The 18,932-nt window shown below is 63.9% G+C and carries 20 protein-coding genes and 1 riboswitch; of the genes, 12 read left to right on the top strand and 8 right to left on the bottom strand.

From position 1 onward, the window contains the following. Nucleotides 1–22: 22 nt before the first annotated feature. The 5 genes from KRR55_RS20565 to KRR55_RS03425 all read right to left on the bottom strand — a co-directional run bounded on the left by KRR55_RS20565 (nt 23) and on the right by KRR55_RS03425 (nt 7,141). Nucleotides 23–2,140, bottom strand: coding sequence for an SH3 domain-containing protein (locus tag KRR55_RS20565; protein ID WP_217387621.1), 2,118 nt, complete (start codon nt 2,138–2,140; stop codon nt 23–25). Between the two features lie 210 nt (nt 2,141–2,350). Further along, nucleotides 2,351–3,301, bottom strand: coding sequence for an SH3 domain-containing protein (locus KRR55_RS03440; RefSeq protein WP_217387620.1), 951 nt, complete (start codon nt 3,299–3,301; stop codon nt 2,351–2,353). Nucleotides 3,302–3,599: 298 nt separating this feature from the next. Then, entirely contained in the window at nt 3,600–4,088 is a 489-nt protein-coding gene (locus KRR55_RS03435) for a ferritin (protein WP_217387619.1), read from the bottom strand. A gap of 144 nt (nt 4,089–4,232) precedes the next feature. Next, nucleotides 4,233–4,628: an SdpI family protein gene (locus tag KRR55_RS03430; protein WP_217387618.1), complete on the bottom strand. Its 396-nt coding sequence runs from the start codon at nt 4,626–4,628 to the stop codon at nt 4,233–4,235. Nucleotides 4,629–4,780: 152 nt separating this feature from the next. Next, on the bottom strand, nt 4,781–7,141 hold the full coding sequence (locus KRR55_RS03425) for a Tex family protein (RefSeq protein ID WP_217387698.1): 2,361 nt from the start codon (nt 7,139–7,141) through the stop codon (nt 4,781–4,783). A gap of 135 nt (nt 7,142–7,276) precedes the next feature. Further along, nucleotides 7,277–7,370, top strand: a riboswitch (TPP riboswitch). Between the two features lie 78 nt (nt 7,371–7,448). Here KRR55_RS03425 and KRR55_RS03420 point away from each other — a divergent pair. The 6 genes from KRR55_RS03420 (at nt 7,449) to KRR55_RS03395 (ending at nt 11,340) form a co-directional block, all read left to right on the top strand. Beyond that, nucleotides 7,449–8,213, top strand: coding sequence for a 3-oxoacyl-ACP reductase (locus KRR55_RS03420; RefSeq protein ID WP_217387617.1), 765 nt, complete (start codon nt 7,449–7,451; stop codon nt 8,211–8,213). A gap of 18 nt (nt 8,214–8,231) precedes the next feature. Further along, the gene (locus KRR55_RS03415; protein ID WP_217387616.1) at nt 8,232–9,566 is read left to right on the top strand and encodes an LLM class flavin-dependent oxidoreductase; all 1,335 of its coding nucleotides are present in this window, start codon (nt 8,232–8,234) and stop codon (nt 9,564–9,566) included. A 77-nt stretch (nt 9,567–9,643) separates the two neighbouring features. Then, the gene (locus tag KRR55_RS03410; protein ID WP_217387615.1) at nt 9,644–10,000 is read left to right on the top strand and encodes a hypothetical protein; all 357 of its coding nucleotides are present in this window, start codon (nt 9,644–9,646) and stop codon (nt 9,998–10,000) included. A 91-nt stretch (nt 10,001–10,091) separates the two neighbouring features. Next, on the top strand, nt 10,092–10,559 hold the full coding sequence (locus KRR55_RS03405; RefSeq protein ID WP_217387614.1) for a thermonuclease family protein: 468 nt from the start codon (nt 10,092–10,094) through the stop codon (nt 10,557–10,559). Between the two features lie 98 nt (nt 10,560–10,657). Next, complete coding sequence (locus tag KRR55_RS03400) at nt 10,658–11,035, top strand: RNA-binding S4 domain-containing protein (protein ID WP_217387613.1); 378 nt, start codon at nt 10,658–10,660, stop codon at nt 11,033–11,035. An 80-nt stretch (nt 11,036–11,115) separates the two neighbouring features. After that, nucleotides 11,116–11,340: a PLD nuclease N-terminal domain-containing protein gene (locus tag KRR55_RS03395; RefSeq protein ID WP_217387612.1), complete on the top strand. Its 225-nt coding sequence runs from the start codon at nt 11,116–11,118 to the stop codon at nt 11,338–11,340. Nucleotides 11,341–11,377: 37 nt separating this feature from the next. On the opposite strand, the gene KRR55_RS03390 is transcribed toward KRR55_RS03395, so the two are convergent. Beyond that, nucleotides 11,378–12,073, bottom strand: a complete 696-nt coding sequence (locus KRR55_RS03390) for an HTTM domain-containing protein (protein ID WP_217387611.1) — start codon at nt 12,071–12,073, stop codon at nt 11,378–11,380. On the opposite strand from KRR55_RS03390, the gene KRR55_RS20725 reads away from it, so the two are divergent. Continuing rightward, on the top strand, nt 11,970–12,203 hold the full coding sequence (locus KRR55_RS20725; RefSeq protein ID WP_217387610.1) for a response regulator transcription factor: 234 nt from the start codon (nt 11,970–11,972) through the stop codon (nt 12,201–12,203). The genes KRR55_RS03390 and KRR55_RS20725 overlap by 104 nt on opposite strands. Nucleotides 12,204–12,217: 14 nt before the next feature. Here the strand turns inward: KRR55_RS20725 and KRR55_RS03380 are convergent, their stop codons facing one another. Next, nucleotides 12,218–13,234 (bottom strand): D-2-hydroxyacid dehydrogenase, encoded by a 1,017-nt coding sequence (locus KRR55_RS03380; RefSeq protein WP_217387609.1) that lies wholly within the window; start codon nt 13,232–13,234, stop codon nt 12,218–12,220. A 144-nt stretch (nt 13,235–13,378) separates the two neighbouring features. Between KRR55_RS03380 and KRR55_RS03375 the strand changes: the two genes are divergently transcribed. Next, complete coding sequence (locus KRR55_RS03375; protein WP_217387608.1) at nt 13,379–14,260, top strand: PaaX family transcriptional regulator; 882 nt, start codon at nt 13,379–13,381, stop codon at nt 14,258–14,260. A gap of 118 nt (nt 14,261–14,378) precedes the next feature. On the opposite strand, the gene KRR55_RS03370 is transcribed toward KRR55_RS03375, so the two are convergent. Beyond that, nucleotides 14,379–14,798 carry a RidA family protein gene (locus tag KRR55_RS03370; RefSeq protein ID WP_217387607.1) on the bottom strand — a complete coding sequence of 140 codons (420 nt, stop codon included), beginning with the start codon at nt 14,796–14,798 and terminating at the stop codon, nt 14,379–14,381. Nucleotides 14,799–14,939: 141 nt separating this feature from the next. Here KRR55_RS03370 and KRR55_RS03365 point away from each other — a divergent pair, with 141 nt between their 5' ends. From KRR55_RS03365 to KRR55_RS03350, 4 genes are read left to right on the top strand one after another with little or no spacing between them, the layout of a single operon-like run. Further along, a complete protein-coding gene (locus KRR55_RS03365; RefSeq protein WP_217387606.1) occupies nt 14,940–15,791 on the top strand; it encodes a fumarylacetoacetate hydrolase family protein in 852 nt (283 codons plus the stop codon). Nucleotides 15,792–15,844: 53 nt separating this feature from the next. Next, entirely contained in the window at nt 15,845–16,330 is a 486-nt protein-coding gene (locus KRR55_RS03360) for a cupin domain-containing protein (RefSeq protein ID WP_217387605.1), read from the top strand. After that, nucleotides 16,327–17,196, top strand: a complete 870-nt coding sequence (locus tag KRR55_RS03355; RefSeq protein ID WP_217387604.1) for an acyl-CoA thioesterase — start codon at nt 16,327–16,329, stop codon at nt 17,194–17,196. Before KRR55_RS03360 ends, KRR55_RS03355 begins: the two co-directional genes overlap by 4 nt. 58 nt (nt 17,197–17,254) lie before the next feature. After that, nucleotides 17,255–18,886, top strand: coding sequence for an AMP-binding protein (locus KRR55_RS03350; RefSeq protein ID WP_217387603.1), 1,632 nt, complete (start codon nt 17,255–17,257; stop codon nt 18,884–18,886). The last annotated feature ends 46 nt before the right edge of the window (nt 18,887–18,932 follow it).

Here is an 18,932-nt window from a genome sequence, read left to right as displayed (position 1 = left end):
GCCGACTCTGCTCGGGCTTTTCCTAGCGAAGGTACCTGGAGCTAACCCACCCGGTTTTCCCTGAATAGCTGGTTTGCGTCCAACTTCCTCGGGTTGCCTTGACGGTGAGCTTCTTGCCCTTTGGGATCACCAGCAGCGACCGTGTCGACGTGCTCGTTCCGGCACGAAGGTTAAGACGGTCGGTGGTTGTCCTTGTCTTTGCCGGGGCCTTGAACACGGCCAACTGGCTCAACGGAACCCAGCCCGTCTTGCCCGCATACTTCACCCGCAGCCACGAACCGCTCTTCGCGTCCACCGTCACGTTCTTCTTGGCCGGGATCCCGACCACAGCGACAGCCTTCGCATCCGCCGACTTGCGGGCAACAACCTTGGCCTTGGTCATATAGGTCGCCCTCTTCACCGGCTGGACCACCGGAAGCTTCGGCTTCGCCGGGGCCCTGTACACGGCCAACTGGCTCAACGGAACCCAGCCCGTCTTGCCCGCATACTTCACCCGCAGCCACGAACCGCTCTTCGCGTCCACCGTCACGTTCTTCTTGGCCGGGATCCCGACCACAGCGACAGCCTTCGCATCCGCCGACTTGCGGGCAACGACCTTGGCCTTGGTCGTATAGGTCGCCTTCCTCACCGGCTGGACCAACGGAGGCTTCGGCTTCGCCGGTTGTTTCGGCGGCGTTGCCAGGGGCTTGAGGGCGCGGAGGTAGGTGTTGCTGGCCCAACCAGTGGCGTTCCCCGCCTTCACCTGGCTCCAGGTTCCCTGACGCTGGAGCTCGATGACATCGGTGCCACGGTCCAGGACCTTGACGATCTTGGTGTTGGTGCCGGCACCGGTACGCAGGTTCAGCTTCGTGGTCGTCTCATGCGTTGGCTTGGTCGGTGCGGGCTTCGCTACCGGCGGTTTTGCCGTCTGGGGCGTTACGGCACCGATCTTCTTCATGTCCGCCGAACTGATCCAGCCGGAATATTTCCCGGCCTGGATCTCGGACCAGGTGCCACGGACCTGGCGTACGGCGACCTTGGTTCCCCGCTTGATCGACTGGGTTTCGTTGTACGTGGTTCCGGCTCCCGAACGCAGCTTGAGATCGCGAACGGTCTCGTGGGTCGCGGCAAGCTTCGCCGGGTCGATCGTGGCGGTCTTGCGCGCTAGTCCCTCCGATACCCAGCCTTCGGTTCCGTTGTACTTCACCCGGACCCAGCCGCCGGAACTCTCAAAGGCTTCAAAGGTGGATCCTGCGGGAATCGTCAGAAGCTTCGAGTACCAGGTGGCCGCCCCGGACCGCATGTTCAGGCCATTGGGATTGCTGTATTTGGCGAAGGGCACCCGGACGCCATTGGTCACGGTTCCCGTGGAGGTCATTGACCACTCGGGTGCTGCCGCCAACTTATTGGGCGTGACAGCGAAACGATTCATCCAACCGGTGCGTGAGCCGTACATGACCTTGACGAAGGATCCGTTGAGCAGTCCGTTGATGGCACCTGGTTGGCTACTGACCTGTGCGTTGCGGCTCGGCCGGTCCAAGACCTTCGAGGTGGCCGAGGGGGAGGCGAAGAGTTCCGCCTTGCCTCGCGCATAGTACGTGCAGGTCTTCAGCGATTCGGAATAACTTTTCGTGGCGTATGAATTCAGGTCGAGCCCACGGGATTTGAGGAAGGTGGCCGGATTGCGCACGTTTCCGTCGCTGGAGTAGAAACGGTCTTTCCATATTTCCAGGTGCAGGTGCGGGCCCGTGGAAGGACCGGAGGATCCCACCAAGGCAATCTTCTGCCCTGCCTCTACCTTTTGGCCTTCCTTGACCAGGACGTCATTGGGCCACATATGCATGTAGGCCGATTCATATGTCGTCCCGTCGATCCGGTGGGTGACCACGACTTGGCCCGAGGTCGAATTGGTGCCCCGAACGATCTTGCGCACGGTTCCCGCTGCCACCGCATAGATCGGGGAATCGTTTGCCGTGCCCATGTCCTGGCCCAGGTGGTGGGTGGATCCTCCCACCACCGGCATGCAGCGCGGCCCCATAGGAGAGGTCATCCGGTAGGTTTTCGAATCCAGCGGCAAGGCGAACATGCCGGCGCGGATCTTGCTGGAGGTTTCGGCATCCACCCGTATTTGGGAGACGGCGGGCAGGGCGGTAAAAACCAAACCCGCAACCAACACCCCCGAGAAAAGGGCGCGGAAGCATTTCGGCATGGCCATCGTCGGTGGTCTCCCTCAAGAAAGGTTTGTGGCCCCGGAAGGAATCCACAAGTAGGTGTGAGTGTGCGGGAGCGCCACAAAGTTCTGCCCCCAATCCCATACTTTATGCACTAAGTACAACAAATGGCAGGGAGTTTCGGCAATGTTTTGGTTTTGTCAGCCCAAGTGGGAGCTGTGGACCCAACCTTCAAGATTTCCAGCACGGACCTTGGTCCACTGTCCGCGACTTGCAATGACCTCAAGTTGCTCGCCGGCGCCCAGCTCGGCCAGGGCACGGTAATTGGCGGAGGCTCCCCGGTACAGGGTGGTCGCGGTGGTGGTGACCGGAGCAGTGGAGGCGACGTACCGCAATTGCAGCTGGCTCGCCGGGACCCAGCCGGTTTCCTGATCCAGCAAAATCCGGCGCCACGGCCCCAGTTTCCCGTTGACCTTGACGAGGGTCCCAGCCTGAATGATACGCAGTACCGGGAAGTGGTCGCCTACATCCTTGCGGACATTCAAGCGCACGGTGGTGGTGAACTCGGTCGGGGCCATGGGCTGTATCCCGGTGGAGGGGCGACTCACGTTGATGCGAGCCAGATAGGCGCTGGGAACCCAGCCAATGTCCTTGCCGGTGGAGATCTTTGCCCAAGTGCCCAGCTCGTCCAACTTGCGGACCTGGATATTTGCCGCCAGCACGCGCAGCACCGGATAGTTGGTGCCCGAGCCCTTGCGCAAGTTCAGGTCGGCGGTGCTGCGGTGCGTGGGGATGAAGTCTTCGTCTGGCACTTCCGGCGCGCTGGCGGCGCCGCCGACTGCGGCCGAGCCCACCGGCGACTGGCTGGCGACCGGGCGCACCGGAACCTGGGGCATGCGTCGGGGCGCCTCGAGGCGCTCAAGGCACTGGGCCGGAAGCCATCCAAAGGTTTGGCCGTGCTGCACGCTTGCCCACAAGCCGCTGACACGCAGCAGATACACCGGGGTGCTCTGGGGAATCAAATATTGGACCGAGTAGTGCCTGCCGGCACCCTTGCGCAGCTTGAGTTCCGCCGTGGTGCGGTGCGTGGGTCCCGCGGTTTGCACCGGGGCCGGCATCGGCGCCGTGCGTGCGAAGTCGAACTTCTTCATGCGGCCATTCCGTACCGGGGCGCGACCGCACCGGGGTTGGTCAAAGCCATGCGTGCACGGATGTGAAACACGTTTTGATGACCTCACTGAACAAGTGGTTGACCTGGAACTGGCATGTGTGGAGCAACGCCCTGCAGGGCGTCACTATCCGCCCGGATCGTTCACGTAAAACCACGTATCGGGGCGCGGCACCTGGACATGCCCTACCCCATGTTATTGCACACACGACCAAGGCCCCCAGTCGCGAGCCGGGGGCCTTGGTCACATCATCGTCACGGGTGACCCGCGACGGTCGTTCCTAGCGTGCAGCCAGTTCGCCGTCCAGGCGAAGCAGGCCGTTGCCGTCGTTGTTGATCATCTTCACGCGGTCAAGGATTTCACCGACGGTGGCTTCCTCTTCGACCTGCTCCTCGATGAACCAGGTCAGCAGTGGCACCGAGTCAATGTCGCCCTCATTGTGGGCAAGGCGATAGAGGTCGCGAATCGATTCGGAGACCTTCTTCTCGTGGTCAAGGGATGCCTGGAAGGCACCGTCCACCGTAGCCACGTTCAATTCCGGGGCCCCAATGGCACCGATCGAGGGGTGCGCCCCGCGATTGGTCATGTGGGCGATGAACTTTTCCGCGTGCTCCAGTTCCTCGGCGGACTGGGCCCGGAACCAGGCAGCGATGCCCGGCAGGCTCAGGACATCCATTTCGATGGCCAGCTGGCGGTACACCGTCGAGGCCTGGAGTTCCAGGGTGATTTGGTCGTTGAATGCGTCTGCAAGCTTTCCGGTAAGTTCCATGGCACCCACGCTACGCACTCCTTTGGGCCTTGTCACCGAAGTATGGCCGTACTTACCTTGGGGTAAATATGGCATGCTTTGGGTCCCGGGGAGGTGCTACCAAGGTGATGCTCACCTTGGTTCGGACTCCCGGGCTGGGCCCGGTCAGGAGGAAATAATGCGTTCCCCGGCGTGGATCTTGGCAACCGCCCGGTTGGCGTCGCGCAGCCCAAGCAACACGCCGCCCAGCATTATTGCCACGCCCGCCATCGTGGCTGCGGGGAGGACAAAAGCAGGAAGTGCCACCAGCATGGAAACGATGCCGCTGGCTGCCATCAGCAACGCGGCAAGCCAGCAGCCCAAGATGCCCTTGTTCGCCGCCGCGTGGTGGCCCAGGAGCCAGCACGTATCGCAGTGCATCAGGGCAGCGGTGCGGATCCCGACCCAGGGATTGCGCTTGATCCGCCCGGAGGCCGCGGCCCTCATCATCCATGCCATCGCGGCCATGAGCAGCACCATGAATGCAGTCGCGATCAATTCGGTCAGTGATTCGCCGTCCATGGCGCGCTTCTCTCCTTGCGGTTTGTGGCCGGCACGCCGGTGCAGGTTCACGTGGGCAGTGCCTGCAACGCTACGCGAGTTCCGGGAAACGTTGCATTTCCGGTGGCGGCCCATTGGGGCCGCCACCGATTCGGTGGTGCTCTCGGCAGACGCTAGCCGCTCAGTCCCGCACGACGCAGGGCTTCGGCCATGGCCGTGTTGCCGCCTGCGGCCTTGGGGCTCCCCTGCTGTGCGCCCCTGTTGGCGCGGGGTGCCCCATGGGACTCTCGTGGGGCCCGCGCCTCCGGTCCCCGGGTGCCACGCGGCGCCCGTTCAGACCGCTCGGTCTTGGCACCCGGTTCGTCGTCCAGACGCAGGGTCAATGAGATGCGCTTGCGCGCCGGGTCCACCTCAAGGACCTTGACCTTGACGACTTGGCCGGAGGTGACAACCTCGCGCGGGTCGGAGATGAACTTGTTGCTCATGGCCGAGACGTGGACCAGGCCGTCTTGGTGGACGCCCACGTCAACGAATGCACCGAAGGCGGCCACGTTGGAAACCGTGCCTTCCAGGACCATTCCGACCTGCAGGTCGGAGATCTTTTCCACGCCCTCCTTGAGGTTCGCGGTCTTGAAGTCGGGGCGCGGGTCGCGGGCAGGGCGCACCAGCTCGGCCATGACGTCCTTGACCGTGGGCAGGCCGAATTGCTCGGTGACGAAGTCCGCCGCATTCAGCGTGGCCACAGACTGGTTCTGCGCGGTGGCCGCCGCCAACAGCGTTTCGGCCAGCCCGTAGGCCTCGGGGTGCACGGCGGAGGCATCCAGAACCTGCTTGCCTCCGGTGATCCGCAGGAATCCGGCGCACTGTTCGAAGGCCTTGGCGCCCAGTCGCGGGACCTTCAGCAGGGATCTGCGGGTAGTGAAGGGGCCGTTGGCGTTGCGGTGCTCGACGATGTTGCGGCTCAACAGCGTCCCGACGCCCGCGACGCGGGCCAGCAGTGCCGGGGAGGCGGTATTCACGTCCACCCCGACGGCGTTTACGCAGTCCTCGACCACCGCGTCCAGGGAGCGGTCCAGCTTGGCCGGGGTCAGGTCGTGCTGGTACTGTCCCACACCGATGGATTTGGGCTCGATCTTCACCAGTTCGGCCAGCGGGTCCTGCAGCCGGCGGGCAATGGACACAGCACCGCGGATGGAGACATCCAGCTCCGGCAGTTCGGCGCTTGCCAGCGCCGAGGCCGAGTACACGGAGGCTCCTGCCTCCGAGACAATCACCTTGGCCGGCTTGTTGGTCAGCTTGGCAATCACGTCCCCGGCCAGCTTGTCGGTCTCCCGGCTGGCCGTTCCATTGCCCACTGCGATCAGTTCGGCACCGTGCTTCGCGGCCAATCCCACCAGGGTGTCAACGGACTGGCCCCACTTGTTGGCCGGCGCGTGCGGGTAGATCGTGGCGGTGTCCACAACCTTGCCGGTGGCGTCCACGACCGCGACCTTCACCCCGGTGCGCAGCCCGGGGTCCAGGCCCAGCACCGCCCGGTTCCCGGCGGGAGCTGCGAGCAGAACGTCGCGCAGGTTGGCTGCGAACACCTTGACGCTGGCTTCCTCCGCGGCCTCAAAGAGCCGCGTACGCAGGTCCGCCTCCAGCCGTGCCAGCAGCCGTCCGCGCCAGGCCAGGCGCACGGTTTGCGCCAGCCACTTGCCGGCCGGGGCATCCGCGCCGGCCCTGATGCCCAGCGAGCGGGCGACGGCGGCCTCGTATCCTGCGCGTGCCTTGGAGAGCGCTGCGTCGTCGCGCGGATCCGCCTCGGCGAGCTCGAGGTTCAGCGCTCCCTCGCGCTCGCCGCGCAACAGCGCCAGGATGCGGTGCGAGGGCTGGGAAGCTACGGGCTGGACGAAGTCCTCGTAGTCGGAGAACTTTGCGGCGTCCGAGGCCGGGGCGCCGGGGGCGATCTTGGAGGCAATCTTGCCTCCTGTCCAGAGCCGTTCACGCAGTTCGGAGACCAGCACCGCATCCTGCGAGGCACGTTCGGTGAGGATGGCCCGGGCACCTGCCAGCGCGTCGGTTGCGGCATTGATGTCGTGTTCGGGGTTCAGGAACGTGGCAGCCAGGGCCTCGGGGTCCTGCGCCGGGTCGGAGATCAGGGAGTCGGCCAGCGGCTCTAGCCCCGCCTCGCGCGCGATCTGGGCGCGGGTGCGGCGCTTGGACTTGTAGGGCAGGTACAGGTCCTCGAGCTCAGCCTTGGTCCCGGCGGCCAAGATGGCGGCCCGCAACTCATCGGTGAGTTTGCCTTGCTCCTCGATCGCCTTGAGGATCGCTTCCCGGCGGTCCTCCAATTCACGCAGGTAGCGCAGCCGCTCCTCGAGCAGCCGTAGCTGGGTGTCGTCCAGGGTGCCGGTGACTTCCTTGCGGTATCGGGCAATGAAGGGAACGGTGGATCCGGCGTCGAGCAATTCGACGGCGGCCTTCACCTGCCAGTCGGCAACCGAGGCACCCCCTGAAGCTAGCTCGGCGGCAATGGTCTGGATTATTCGCATCTGGCTCACCCACACTAGTTTGCCGCATCGGTGCCCCAGCCCGCTGACAGGGACGGATCGCGCCAGGCGTGTGTCGCCTCCGCTGCGTTGCCCGTGATTCGAGAATTGCCTCGGACCGGTGCTAGGTTGGCCACAGGACTCGACACGGGGTGCCGCCTGGCGGCTGAGAGATAGACCCGTTGAACCTGATCTCGATAATCCGAGCGAAGGGATGCCGGTCCGGCATGAACTGCGCTTGCACCCGATTTTTGGGCACCCGGCGGCTGGTTCCATGGCATCCTTTCGCCCAACCGAAGGGTGCAAGAAGATGCTTATCAAGGACCAAACCGTGTTGATCACCGGCGCTGGACGAGGGCTCGGCACGGACCTGGCCCGTGCCTTTGCCCGCGAGGGCGCTCGGCTCGTGCTGAATTACCGCTCCAGCGAATCCGCCGCTCATGAACTGGCCGCGGAATTCGGGGCCAGTCGAGCAATCGCAGTCCACGCCGACGTGGCGGAGCCGGATCAGGTCGCACAACTGGTGGCCACCGCGCGCGGGCACTTTGGCGCTCCCATCACCACGCTCATCAACAATGCCCTGCCTAATTTTTCCTTCAACGGAGACGCACGCGCGAAGGCCGACGGAATTGGGTACTCGGAATTCGGCGCGCAATTCACCGGCGTCATCGGAGGCGCGCTGAACACCATCCAGGCAACGCTGCCGGGCATGAGAACTGCGGGCTTCGGCAACATCATCAATATCGGGACCAACCTCTTCCAGAACCCCGTGGTCCCGTACCACGACTACACCGCGGCCAAGGCGGCACTGCTGTCCCTGACCCGCACGTTCGCTTCGGACCTTGGTCCGGAAAACATCCGCGTGAACATGATTTCCGGGGGCCTGCTGCGCACCACCGACGCGTCGGCCGCCACCCCCGAGGCCGTCTTCGACCTGATCGCCGACTCCACTCCCCTGCGCCGGGTCACTTCCCCGGCCGAATTCGCCGACGCCGCACTGTTGTTTGCCTCCCCGTGGTCCCGGGCGGTGACCGGGCAGAACCTGGTTGTCGACGGCGGACTGGTGATGAACTAGGAAGGGCAGGCACCTGCCATGGGCACTACTCGCCAATTGCACTTGAACGCCTTCATCTACGGAGCGGGCCACCACACCATGGGCTGGCGCCACCCCGACTCGAGCGCCGACCGTGTCGGGGACATCGCCTACTACGAGGAGCTGGCCCGTCTCGCCGAGCGCGGGTGCCTGGACGCTGTCTTCTTTGCCGACGGGCAGAGCGTGAACCACGAATACGCGGCAGGGATCCCCTGGTTCCTGGAGCCGGTGACCGCCCTTAGCGCCATGGCCCGGGCCACCAGAAACATCGGGCTGGTCAGCACGATCTCGGCCAGCTTCTACACGCCGTTCCATGCCGCGCGCCTGCTGGCCTCGCTGGACCACATCAGTGGCGGACGCGCCGGGATCAACGTCGTGACCTCCATGTTCGATGCAGAGGCCCGCAATCACGGGATGGACGCCCTGCCTGGCCATGCCCAACGCTATGAGCGCGCCGAGGAGTTCGTGGATGCCGTACAGGGGTTGTGGGATTCGTGGTCCGATTCGGCGCTGCCTGTGGACCGCGGGGCCGGTCAATACCTTGATCCGTCCCAGATCCGCCCGGTCAATCACCGCGGCACCCACTTCTCGGTCGCCGGCCCGCTGACCGTCCCCCGCTGCCCACAAGGGCGGCCGGTGCTTTTCCAGGCTGGCTCCTCGGAATCCGGGCGCTCGTTTGCCGCCCGGCATGCCGAGGCCATCTACTCCGTTTCCTGGGACAGGGAATCGGCGCTGGAATACGCCGCGGACATCCGCCGACGGCTGGTCCTGGCCGGACGCCCCGGGGACACGGTTCCGGTCCTTCCCGGGCTGGTCACGTATATCGGTGCCACGCCGGAGGAAGCACGGGCCAAGAAGGCCGCGCTGGATGCCTATCTGGACATCGACTCGGCCATCGCCCAGCTCAACATGTTCACGGGCCAGGACTACACCGCCCATCCGCTGGACGGGGCCGTGGCCGGGCTGCCTCCCGCCGGGGAATTCTCCGGCCCGCAGGGCCGCTACCTCACGGTGCAACGCATCATTGAAACGAAGCAGCCCACGCTTCGGGAACTGCTGGGATTCCTGGCCGCGGGGGGAGGGCATGCAACCATGATCGGCACTCCCTCGCAGGTCGCGGACGAGATCGAGGAATGGTTCGCCACGGGCGCCTGCGACGGCTTCAACCTCATGTGCCCAAGCTTCCCCGCGGGATTGGACGACTTCGTGGAACTCGTGGTGCCGGTCCTCCAAGAGCGCGGTCTGTTCCGCACGTCGTACCCGGGAACCACATTGCGTGAAACATTGGGTCTGGCCAAGCCCGCGCGACTGGAATCCGTGCCTCTACCCGGCTAGCACCTCACGCCCAGCGGGCGGGAGCGCGCAAGAGTTTCCCAGCGTTCTCCCACCCGGGAACAACTACGATTGAACCCATGACATTTTTACGCTCCAAAAGTGTACTGCTGGTTTCCGGCGCAGTCTTGCTGCTCTCGGTCACCGGTTGCGCAACCATTGCCGACACCGCCAGCTCCGCCGCTTCGTCGGCAGCCACGCAGCTGGCCGACGGTGCCAAAAAGGAACTCATCAAGAAGGTGTGTGCCCCCATCAAGGACGGCACCATCAACGCCGCCGACCTCAAGGTCGTTTCCTCCATGGTCGACGCGGTCCGGGAAGGTGGACTGCCCCAGGAGATCGTCGACGCCCTCGACGATGTGGCCGCCTCCGGCGACAAGGTGCCGGCCGATACGCAGGCCCGGCTCGTCACCGCCTGCGACAACGCGCTGGTCTAGACGCCCAACGGCCATGAGGGGTTCCCGCCGCCGCCGTACCGCACCTGTGCTCGTTATGTGCGCCGTGGTCCTCGGCGGCTTATGGCTGTTGGTGCCCAACGACGACAACAGTCGCGAGGGCACATCAGGCGCTCCGGTTCAGCATGAAAGTGCGACAGTCCAGCATGTGGTTGACGGTGACACCGTCTACCTCATGCTGGCCGGGGAACGCACCAAGGTTCGGCTCCTGAATGTCGACGCACCCGAGATTCCACACCCTGAGCAGCCCGGGGAATGCTTTGGCCCGCAGGCTGCCAACTTCCTGGCCAAGAAATTGCCCAAGGGTTCGAAGGTCGAGCTCGAATTCGATGTAGAACCTCTGGATCAGTACGGACGCAGCCTGGCCGCAGTGAGCCTTGGGGGCGAACTCATCAACGAATCACTTGTTGCATCTGGACACGCAACGGCGATGAAGGTCGAGCCAAATGTTAAGTTCTACAAGCAGCTGCGGGCCGCGCAGGCGCAGGCAGAACAACGCCATGCGGGAATGTTTGATCCCGCCAACGGGTGCAGACATTAGCAGCCGGTCCCCGGTTGAATGGAGCCCATGGCCGAGGGTGAATCCGATCCAGCGCAACATAGCCAGTCCCGTGGCGCCGCAATGGCTAGACTGGCGGGGTGAAGCAGGAATCCAAGGCCGTCAGAATCGATGCCTGGCTATGGTCGATTCGAATCTATAAGACCCGCTCGGCGGCGACGACAGCGTGCCGGGCAGGCCATGTGCGCCTGAACGACAAGCCCGCCAAGGCCGCTCAAATTGTCGTTCCAGGGGACACGATAAGGGTCAGGCAGTCTGGGTTTGACCGTATCCTCGAAGTGACCGCTGTGATTGCCAAGAGGGTGGGAGCAGACATCGCGACACGCTGCTATGTCGACCACACCCCGATCCGCCCCAAGGAAGTCATCCCGCAGGTTCCCGTCAGGGACAGAGGTGCGGGCCGTCCGACCAAAAAGGACCGGCGCGAGATGGAACGGCTTCGCGACCAATTCCATTAATCCGCGGGCTACGATGACTATGGGTAGCCGGATGCGCGGCAAGTTCGTCTTTGCACCTGCAATCACTAATGAGGAGAACCATGGCCCGGAATAAGAGCTGGAACGAACTATCTGTCGTTGCCCGGTGGCGCATCGCCATCATGGGGCTTGCCCAGCTGGCACTCCAATTTGTTGCCCTGCGCGATCTGGTCAAGCGTCCCGCGGCTGAGGTCAATGGCCCGAAGAGCGCTTGGGCTGCCGCTTCGTTCATCAATTTCCTTGGGCCGCTTGCGTACCTTGCATTTGGCCGTTCCAAAAAGAAGTAGCCCACCATTCCGTAGAAGTCGTCGAAGACCGACAACTTTAGCGTCGTCCCGCATCCAGCAAGCTTGTCGATTCGGAATGGGTGGATTCTCGTAACTCGCTCGATTTCTCCGTGGGATGAACCATGTCAACGAACTCAGGCAATGCCTCGGGTTGCTCACGCATGGCTTTTTTGAACCAGTTTTCAATGCGCTGCCAGGTGACGTCGCGCACGAAAATTGAGTCAATCGCAACCATGGAAAGTGAGAACCACGGAAGTCCCATTAACAGGCCAATGCCCGCGTGAAATCCGATCATGGCAAATAGAATCGGGATTCGCGTCCATCGGAAGAGCAAGGCTCCCGGGAAAAACAGCTGGATCAGCACTGACCCGATGCTCATAGCTGCAACCGCAGGGGCCCACGCGGTCGCTATTTCGCTCAACTCCGGCCATGGGGCAAAACGAGTGACATGTAGCGGCGCATAGACGGCCGTTCCGTCTTGCCAGGGCTTTCCGCCGGCCTTGTAAAGCGCTCCCGACACGTAAATAAAAACTACTTGGCATGTCAGCGTTACGACGACCAAGTTATGTGCCATATTTACCAATGCTTGTGGAAAAACGGGGGCCCCGTGCCATAAACGGGTCAGGACGTTGCCCTTCTCGATACCTCGCTTTCGTCGCGCTGCATCGACCCAGATAGCCTCTCTGCTCCATGTCAGTGAAGGAACCGTCAAGGCGCAACTGGCTAAGATCATGGAACCGCTCGATGTCAACAATCGTGTTCAGCTCGCAGTGCTAGTCGTGCAGGCCGGACTTGTCGATGAAGTTCGGCCCACGAAGCCGCTGAGTTCAGGTCCGTTGCGCCACGCGACACCCCGGGCCTAAACCCTCGGCAAACTTCAGTATCCCAGAAACGGGTCATAGGAATTGAGCAACTTTTCCCCCGTCAGATAACGGCGAAGATTCTTGGTGAAGAGTTCCACAAGACGTGCGTTTTCGGCGTCCACGTTGGCGGCCGTGTGTGGCGACAGCACTAAGTTCGGGGCATCCCACAAGGAATGGCCGGCCGGCAACGGCTCTGGTTCCGCCACATCAAGGACGGCTCCACCAAGGTGACCTGTTTTCAAGGAATCTATAAGTGCTTCCTGGTCGATCACCGGACCCCGGGCCAAGTTCACGAGCAATGCACCTTCCCTCATCGCGGAAATCCTCTGCTTGTTAAGGAGGCCCGTGGTTTCCGCGGTCAAAGGGCACGCCAAAACCACGATGTGGTACGCCCCCAGATCACAGTCACGCAGGCTGACCGAATGCTCAAATGGCTGCTCAAGGGCCCTCGAGCCCCGGGTGGTTCCATCGCAGCTGACACCCATAAAGCTCAGCGTCCTGGCCACTTCGCTACCAATGCTGCCGGCGCCAACGATCAAGGCGCGTTGTCCATGGAGCGTGTTCGACGCCCCGTTTTCCCACCGCTGCGACTCCTTTTGGGATCCGAGACGCGGCAGTTCCCGCACAAAATAGAGCAAGCCGGCCAAGGCGAACTCGGCCAGCGGCTTGGCATGGACGCCTGCGGCAGTAGTAATGCGAACCCTATTACTGGAGTGCCCCATGGCCTCGGCCCGCGCGCCGACACCTGCCTGTGTCGCCTGGATCCACGCGAGGTTAGGGCTGTTTTCCTGCCACGCTCTCGGCTGCCACCAGTCGAAGTCAAACATGACGGTGGCGTCGCCCAAGTGTGCCTGCCACTCGGCAATTTGGCGGTCGGACAGATCGCGGGGCGTACCCCAATGATCCGCCCCGAACTGCGGGACCGGCAGCAGGTCGGGCCGGTAGACGACGTCGACCTCGGGCACGTCGTCAATCAGCTTGCGGACCAGTTCTTCCTGCAGATAAGAGCAGATCAATACCTGTGGGCGCATGAATCTCTTAAACCCCTTTCGACGGATGGCGACTCAGGGCGGGCAGATTCATCGGGATGCCGTCACCGGCGTCACCACAACGACACGCCTGAGACTCCCGCCCCTTCGGACAGGCTATCCCGGCCGATTGGATAAAGTGAGCGCATGACTACACACGTAGGCGACCGAAAGGGCCCCAGTGAGGCCCCGGTTCCTCGTCACCACCAGCTCATCGTCTCGCTTTTTGGCCTGTACGCGCGCCAACACGGCGGAGCCTTGGCCGTGGCCACCATTATTTCCCTGATGCAGGATATCGGTGTGGAGTCCACGGGGACCCGGTCATCGATATCCCGCCTGAAGAAGCGCGGCGTCATCGACAGCGTGCAGGTCAATGGCCGCAACGGGTACGCTCTAGCCCCCTCGGTCATCGAGACATTCATCGAGGGCGACGAACGCATCTTCCACCCCCGGAGGGCGAAAAAAGATGACCAGTGGCTCTTGGCGACGTTCACGGTTCCGGAATCGCAGCGCAACATCCGGCACAAGATCCGTTCATCGCTGGTCCGCATGGGCTTTGGCTCGGTCACTCCCGGACTCTGGATTGCGCCGGGCCATCTTCGCAAGTCTGTCCTGGCCTACTTTGCCACGCGAGGATTGAACGAATATCTCGAATTTTTCATGGCAGATCATATTGGCGGGACAGACCCGCACAAAAACATCGGGGCGTGGTGGGATTTACCAGCGCTTGACTCCTTGTATTCCGACTTCCTGGAGCGCAACCGTGGGCTCTTGACCACGTGGGCCCAGCGGGACGGGTATCGCAGCAATCTCGAATCCGATGCCCGCGCCTTTGCCGACTACCTGGTGCTGATCACCCAGTGGCGACGTTTGCCCTATCTCGATCCAGGGCTTCCCATCGAGTTCCTCCCCGAGAACTGGAATGCGCTGGAAGCCGAACGCCTTTTCCAGGAGCTCCACGCGTTGCTGTCGCCACGTGCCCAGCGTCATGCCGATCGAGCCATTGACGACAACATGGTGGACCGCTGATCAATCCGTTCGGTCCATGAAACAGCCGTGCCGTGCAGCCTTTCCCTTGACGGGAATCGGTTGCACGGCACGGCTTCGTAGTTAACTCCTTCGGGCCCCGGGCCCGCCCGACCAGGCTCTAGGCGCGGTCCTGGATCACCGCCACACCCTGGATCTCGATGAGCGCTTCCTTCTGCCACAGGCGGCTGACTCCGATGCCTGCCAGCGCCGGATAGTTGCTGCCTGCCATTTCACGCCAGAGTCGGCCGATCTCGCGTCCGTTGGCCATGTAGTCATCGACGTCCGTGAGGTAGATGGTCACGGAAACCAAGTCGTCGGGCTGGCCTCCTGCCTCGGCAAGGGTCGCGAGGACATTGGAAAACGCCTGCTTGAACTGGTCCACGATGTTGCCGGGAACAATCTTCATGTCTTTGTCCAGCGCGGTCTGCCCGCCCAGGTACACGGTGCTTCCCGCGAGCACGCCATGGGCGAATCCGGAGGGCTTGCCCAGTGAATCCGGGTTGATCGTGAGGTTCTGGAAGAGGGTGGTTTCGGTCATCGTGCTCTCCTATGGGTTCCCGTGGCGATTGCGGCAGTTCCGCTCTGGCGCCGGACTAGTGATGCGTGTTACATTGAGGATACGTGACGGCGGTCAAAAAGTCGACACACGCAAAATTGATGAATGGCAAGGGGCCAAGGAATGAAACTCGCAACGATTCGACACGATGGAATCACCACCGCTGCTCTGGTCGTGGACGGCGGCTACGGGCCGCTGCCGGCGCAGAACCTCAGCGATCTGCTGGCCATGCCCGAGTGGAAGCGAATCGTCCGCGAGGCCGCGTCAGTGCAGGGCGGGCCGGCCATCATTCCGGCGGCCGGCGCCACATTGCTCAATCCGGTGCCTGCGCCGGCAAAGGTCATCTGCTGCGGACTAAACTACTCCGACCACATCCGTGAGATGGGCCGCGAGCTGCCCGAGTACCCGACGCTCTTCGCCAAGTTCGCCGACACCCTCACCGACCCGGACGCACAAATCATGGCCGACGAGTCGGTGGACCTCGACTGGGAGGCCGAACTGGCGGTCGTCGTCGGCACCACCCTGAAGAACGCTTCCGAGGATGAGGCCGCCGCAGCCATCGCCGGCTACACCGTGGCCAACGATGTCTCCATGCGCGACTGGCAACGCCGCACGCTGCAGTGGTTCCAGGGCAAGGCCTTTGACGCCACCACCCCGCTGGGTCCGGTCATGGTCACCGCCGACTCGATCGACCCCGAGGCCGGGCTCGAAGTCATCTGCGCCGTCAACGGCGAGGTTCTACAGCGCGGAAACACCAAGACGCTGGTCTTCTCCGCCGCCAAACTCTTGGCCTACATCTCCACCTTCACCGTGCTTCGCCCCGGCGACGTCGTGCTCACCGGCACCCCCGGCGGGGTCGGCATGGGCATGGTCCCGCCGCGCTTCCTGAAGGACGGGGACGAATTGACCACCGAGATTCCCGGCATCGGGACATTGACCAACCGCATCAGCCTGCGCGTCAACGCAACACTCTAGATACCTTTTCCAGCAGCAGAACAACCCGCCAACCGAGCCAAGGAGCCAAGCCCATGAGCAACACCGCCCCCACGATCTACCGCACCGAGGGTGACAACTCGATCTACGCCGGCAGCGACGGAGTCGTCGTCCCGGTGGTCACCCGCAAGGGCGAGGAAGACACCAATACGGCACAATCCGGCGACTGCATCAGGGTTTCCGGGGTCAGCATCCAGCACACCCCGGCCACCAAGATCTGGTTCGGCCAGGTCTCCAACACCCCGGGATACCGCTCGCTGCCGCACCACCACGGCGAGGCGGAGACCGGCGGCTACGTGCTGCGCGGCCACGGACGGATCTACTTCGGCGAAAACTACGAGCAGTTCCTGGACATGACCGCAGGCGACTGGGTCTTTGTCCCACCCTTCATGCCACACGTCGAGGCCAACATGTCGGTGACGGAGGAGTTGGTCTGGCTGACCGCGCGCACCCCGGAAAACATCGTGGTGAACCTCGAGGATGTCGCCGACGAGACCCTGGAAGGATACCGCCGGGCATGAGCTCACAAATCTTTCTCGACGCCATCGACCTGACGTCCTGCGAGGCCGAGGTCTTTGACCAGGCCTACACCGCCATCCCCCAATACGTTCCGTGGCCCAAGGCCTACGGCGGGGACATGGTGGCCCAGGGCGCCTCTGCCATGATGCGCTCGGTGGGCGAGGACAGGGAACTGCACTCCATGCACTCCTACTTCCTGCGACCCGTGGACATGCATGTGCCCGTCCGCTACGAGGTGGAGCTCCTGCGCGACGGTCGCGGATACTCCACCCGCCAGGTGCGGGGCTTCCAAAACGGCAAGCCCGTCTACACCGCACTCGGGTCGTTCCACGTTCCCGAATCCGGCCCAGAACAGTCCTCCGCTGCCCCGGCCGAGTACCTGGACCTGGATCCCGAGACCCTGGCCAGCGCCGCCACCGTGCTCACCGCGGCCGAGGGAGCGGCAGCCGACTATTGGTCTGCCGGCCGGTCCTTCGACATGCGCCATGTCCCGGGCGCCCTCTACCTCGAGGTCGACGGCGCGCCCACCGCCCACCAGGCAGTCTGGGTCAAGGCCTTCACCGAACTTCCCGATGACGGCATCACCCAGCGTGCGGCCCTGGCCTACGTCTGCGACTACACCATCCTGGAGCCGCTGCTGCGCACGCAGAACCTGTCCTGGAGCACCGAGGGACTGGTGACGGCGAGCCTTGACCACTCGATGTGGTTCCACCGGGCCGGGCGGGTGGACGACTGGGTGCTGTACGTCCAGGAAGCCATCTCCAGCCAAAACAACCGCGGCCTGGCCCTGGGCCGCTTCTACACCCGTGACGGCCAGTTGCTGGCCACCGTCGCCCAGGAGGGCATGATCCGCGGACCCCGCGGATAAGGCACCACTGCACCAACGCAACCTTGGAAATCGACTCCTGGAAAGAGACGGCAAGTTCATGGAATTATCGCTTTCGGCCCACCACGACACGTTCGCGCGCGACCACCTGCCGCCGCACGAGTTGTGGCCGACCCTGGAATTCACGCTGCCCGAGCTGCAGTACCCCGACCGGCTCAACGCCGCCACCGCCCTGATCGACGATGCCGTCGCCGCCTTCGGGGCCGACCGCCCGGCGCTGCTGGCACCCGACGGGTCGCGGCAGAGCTACGGGGAACTGCTCGCGCGCGCCAACCAGGTTGCCCAGGTCCTCACCGAGGACTTCGGGATCGTGCCCGGAAACCGGGTCATGCTGCGGGCACCCAACAACGCCTGGCTCGTGGCCTGCTGGCTCGGCGTGCTGAAGGCCGGCGCCGTCGTGGTCACCACCATGCCGGCCTTGCGCGCCCCGGAGATCGCCAAGCTGGCCGAGCTCACCAAGCCCGCGCTACTGCTCTGCGACCACCGCTTCCTCAACGATGCCCGCGACGCGGCCGGCACCGCCTTCCCGGTCGTGGCCGTCGGGTCCGCGGATTCCCTGGACCTGGTGGCCCGCGCCGCAGGCAAGTCCGGCGAATTCGCCAACGTCGAGACCGCCGCGGACGACGTGGCGCTGCTGGGCCCCACCTCGGGCACCACCGGAGTCCCGAAGATCACCATGCACTTCCACCGGGACATCCTGGCCAATGCGGACACCTTCGCCCGGCACATCCTTGCCCCGACGCCCGAGGACGTCTTCGCCGGGTCCCCTCCGCTGGCCTTCACCTTCGGGCTGGGCGGGTTGGTCGTCTTCCCGCTGCGCTTTGGCGCCAGCACCCTGCTCACCGAGCGCACCACCCCGGTGGAACTGGCACAGTACTCGCACGACGCGGGGGCGACGATCCTCTTCACCGCCCCGACCGCCTACCGTGCCATCCTCAAGGAGGGCAAGGCCGACCTGCTGCGCCCGCTGCGCCTGGCCGTCTCGGCCGGGGAACACCTTCCGGCGGCGACCTGGCAGCAGGTCCACGACGCCACGGGCCTGTCGCTGATCGACGGCATCGGGTCCACCGAACTGCTGCATGTCTTCATTTCCGCCGCCGGGGCGGACATCCGCCCGGGTTCCACGGGACGTCCCGTCCCCGGCTTCCGCGCCACCATCCTCGATGAGGAAGGCAACGAGCTGGGCCCCGGCGAGGTCGGCCGGCTCGCGGTCATCGGCCCCACCGGCTGCAGGTACCTCGACGACGAGCGCCAGCACGCCTATGTGTCCAATGGCTGGAACGTCACAGGAGACACCTTCGTCCGCGACGCCGACGGCTACTTCACCTACCAGGCCCGCAGCGACAACATGATCATCTCCTCCGGATACAACATCGGCGGGCCGGAGGTCGAAGAGGCCATCATGCAGCACCCCGACGTGCTGGAGACGGCGGTGGTGGCACGGCCCGACGAGCAGCGCGGCTCGGTGGTCTGCGCCTTCGTGGTCCTCGTCAACGGCGTGGAGGGCTCGGAGGCCAAGGCCAGGGAACTCCAGGACTTCGTCAAGTCCGTCATCGCCCCCTACAAGTACCCGCGCGACATCCGCTTCGTCGAGGACCTCCCCCGGAACCCCAGCGGCAAGCTCCAGCACTTCAAGTTGCGCGAAACGCTGTCCGAATCCCGCGCATCCTAGCTTTTCCCCACACTTAGCCAGCACCGCTCGGCCCCCTCGGCCGCAC

Source organism: Paeniglutamicibacter quisquiliarum (genome assembly GCF_019084045.1).
Classification (GTDB): domain Bacteria; phylum Actinomycetota; class Actinomycetes; order Actinomycetales; family Micrococcaceae; genus Paeniglutamicibacter; species Paeniglutamicibacter quisquiliarum.
Note: the sequence above shows the minus strand (reverse complement) of the source record. Positions and strands in the feature narration are given on the sequence as shown.

What these genes read in the sequence shown, in the direction of transcription:
- KRR55_RS03440 (WP_217387620.1), bottom strand. Translation starts at nt 3,301, where the DNA reads ATGAAGAAGTTCGACTTCGCACGCACGGCGCCGATGCCGGCCCCGGTG.
- KRR55_RS03435 (WP_217387619.1), bottom strand. Translation starts at nt 4,088, where the DNA reads ATGGAACTTACCGGAAAGCTTGCAGACGCATTCAACGACCAAATCACC.
- KRR55_RS03430 (WP_217387618.1), bottom strand. Translation starts at nt 4,628, where the DNA reads ATGGACGGCGAATCACTGACCGAATTGATCGCGACTGCATTCATGGTG.
- KRR55_RS03425 (WP_217387698.1), bottom strand. Translation starts at nt 7,141, where the DNA reads ATGCGAATAATCCAGACCATTGCCGCCGAGCTAGCTTCAGGGGGTGCC.
- KRR55_RS03420 (WP_217387617.1), top strand. Translation starts at nt 7,449, where the DNA reads ATGCTTATCAAGGACCAAACCGTGTTGATCACCGGCGCTGGACGAGGG.
- KRR55_RS03415 (WP_217387616.1), top strand. Translation starts at nt 8,232, where the DNA reads ATGGGCACTACTCGCCAATTGCACTTGAACGCCTTCATCTACGGAGCG.
- KRR55_RS03410 (WP_217387615.1), top strand. Translation starts at nt 9,644, where the DNA reads ATGACATTTTTACGCTCCAAAAGTGTACTGCTGGTTTCCGGCGCAGTC.
- KRR55_RS03395 (WP_217387612.1), top strand. Translation starts at nt 11,116, where the DNA reads ATGGCCCGGAATAAGAGCTGGAACGAACTATCTGTCGTTGCCCGGTGG.
- KRR55_RS03390 (WP_217387611.1), bottom strand. Translation starts at nt 12,073, where the DNA reads ATGATCTTAGCCAGTTGCGCCTTGACGGTTCCTTCACTGACATGGAGC.
- KRR55_RS03380 (WP_217387609.1), bottom strand. Translation starts at nt 13,234, where the DNA reads ATGCGCCCACAGGTATTGATCTGCTCTTATCTGCAGGAAGAACTGGTC.
- KRR55_RS03375 (WP_217387608.1), top strand. Translation starts at nt 13,379, where the DNA reads ATGACTACACACGTAGGCGACCGAAAGGGCCCCAGTGAGGCCCCGGTT.
- KRR55_RS03370 (WP_217387607.1), bottom strand. Translation starts at nt 14,798, where the DNA reads ATGACCGAAACCACCCTCTTCCAGAACCTCACGATCAACCCGGATTCA.
- KRR55_RS03365 (WP_217387606.1), top strand. Translation starts at nt 14,940, where the DNA reads ATGAAACTCGCAACGATTCGACACGATGGAATCACCACCGCTGCTCTG.
- KRR55_RS03360 (WP_217387605.1), top strand. Translation starts at nt 15,845, where the DNA reads ATGAGCAACACCGCCCCCACGATCTACCGCACCGAGGGTGACAACTCG.
- KRR55_RS03355 (WP_217387604.1), top strand. Translation starts at nt 16,327, where the DNA reads ATGAGCTCACAAATCTTTCTCGACGCCATCGACCTGACGTCCTGCGAG.
- KRR55_RS03350 (WP_217387603.1), top strand. Translation starts at nt 17,255, where the DNA reads ATGGAATTATCGCTTTCGGCCCACCACGACACGTTCGCGCGCGACCAC.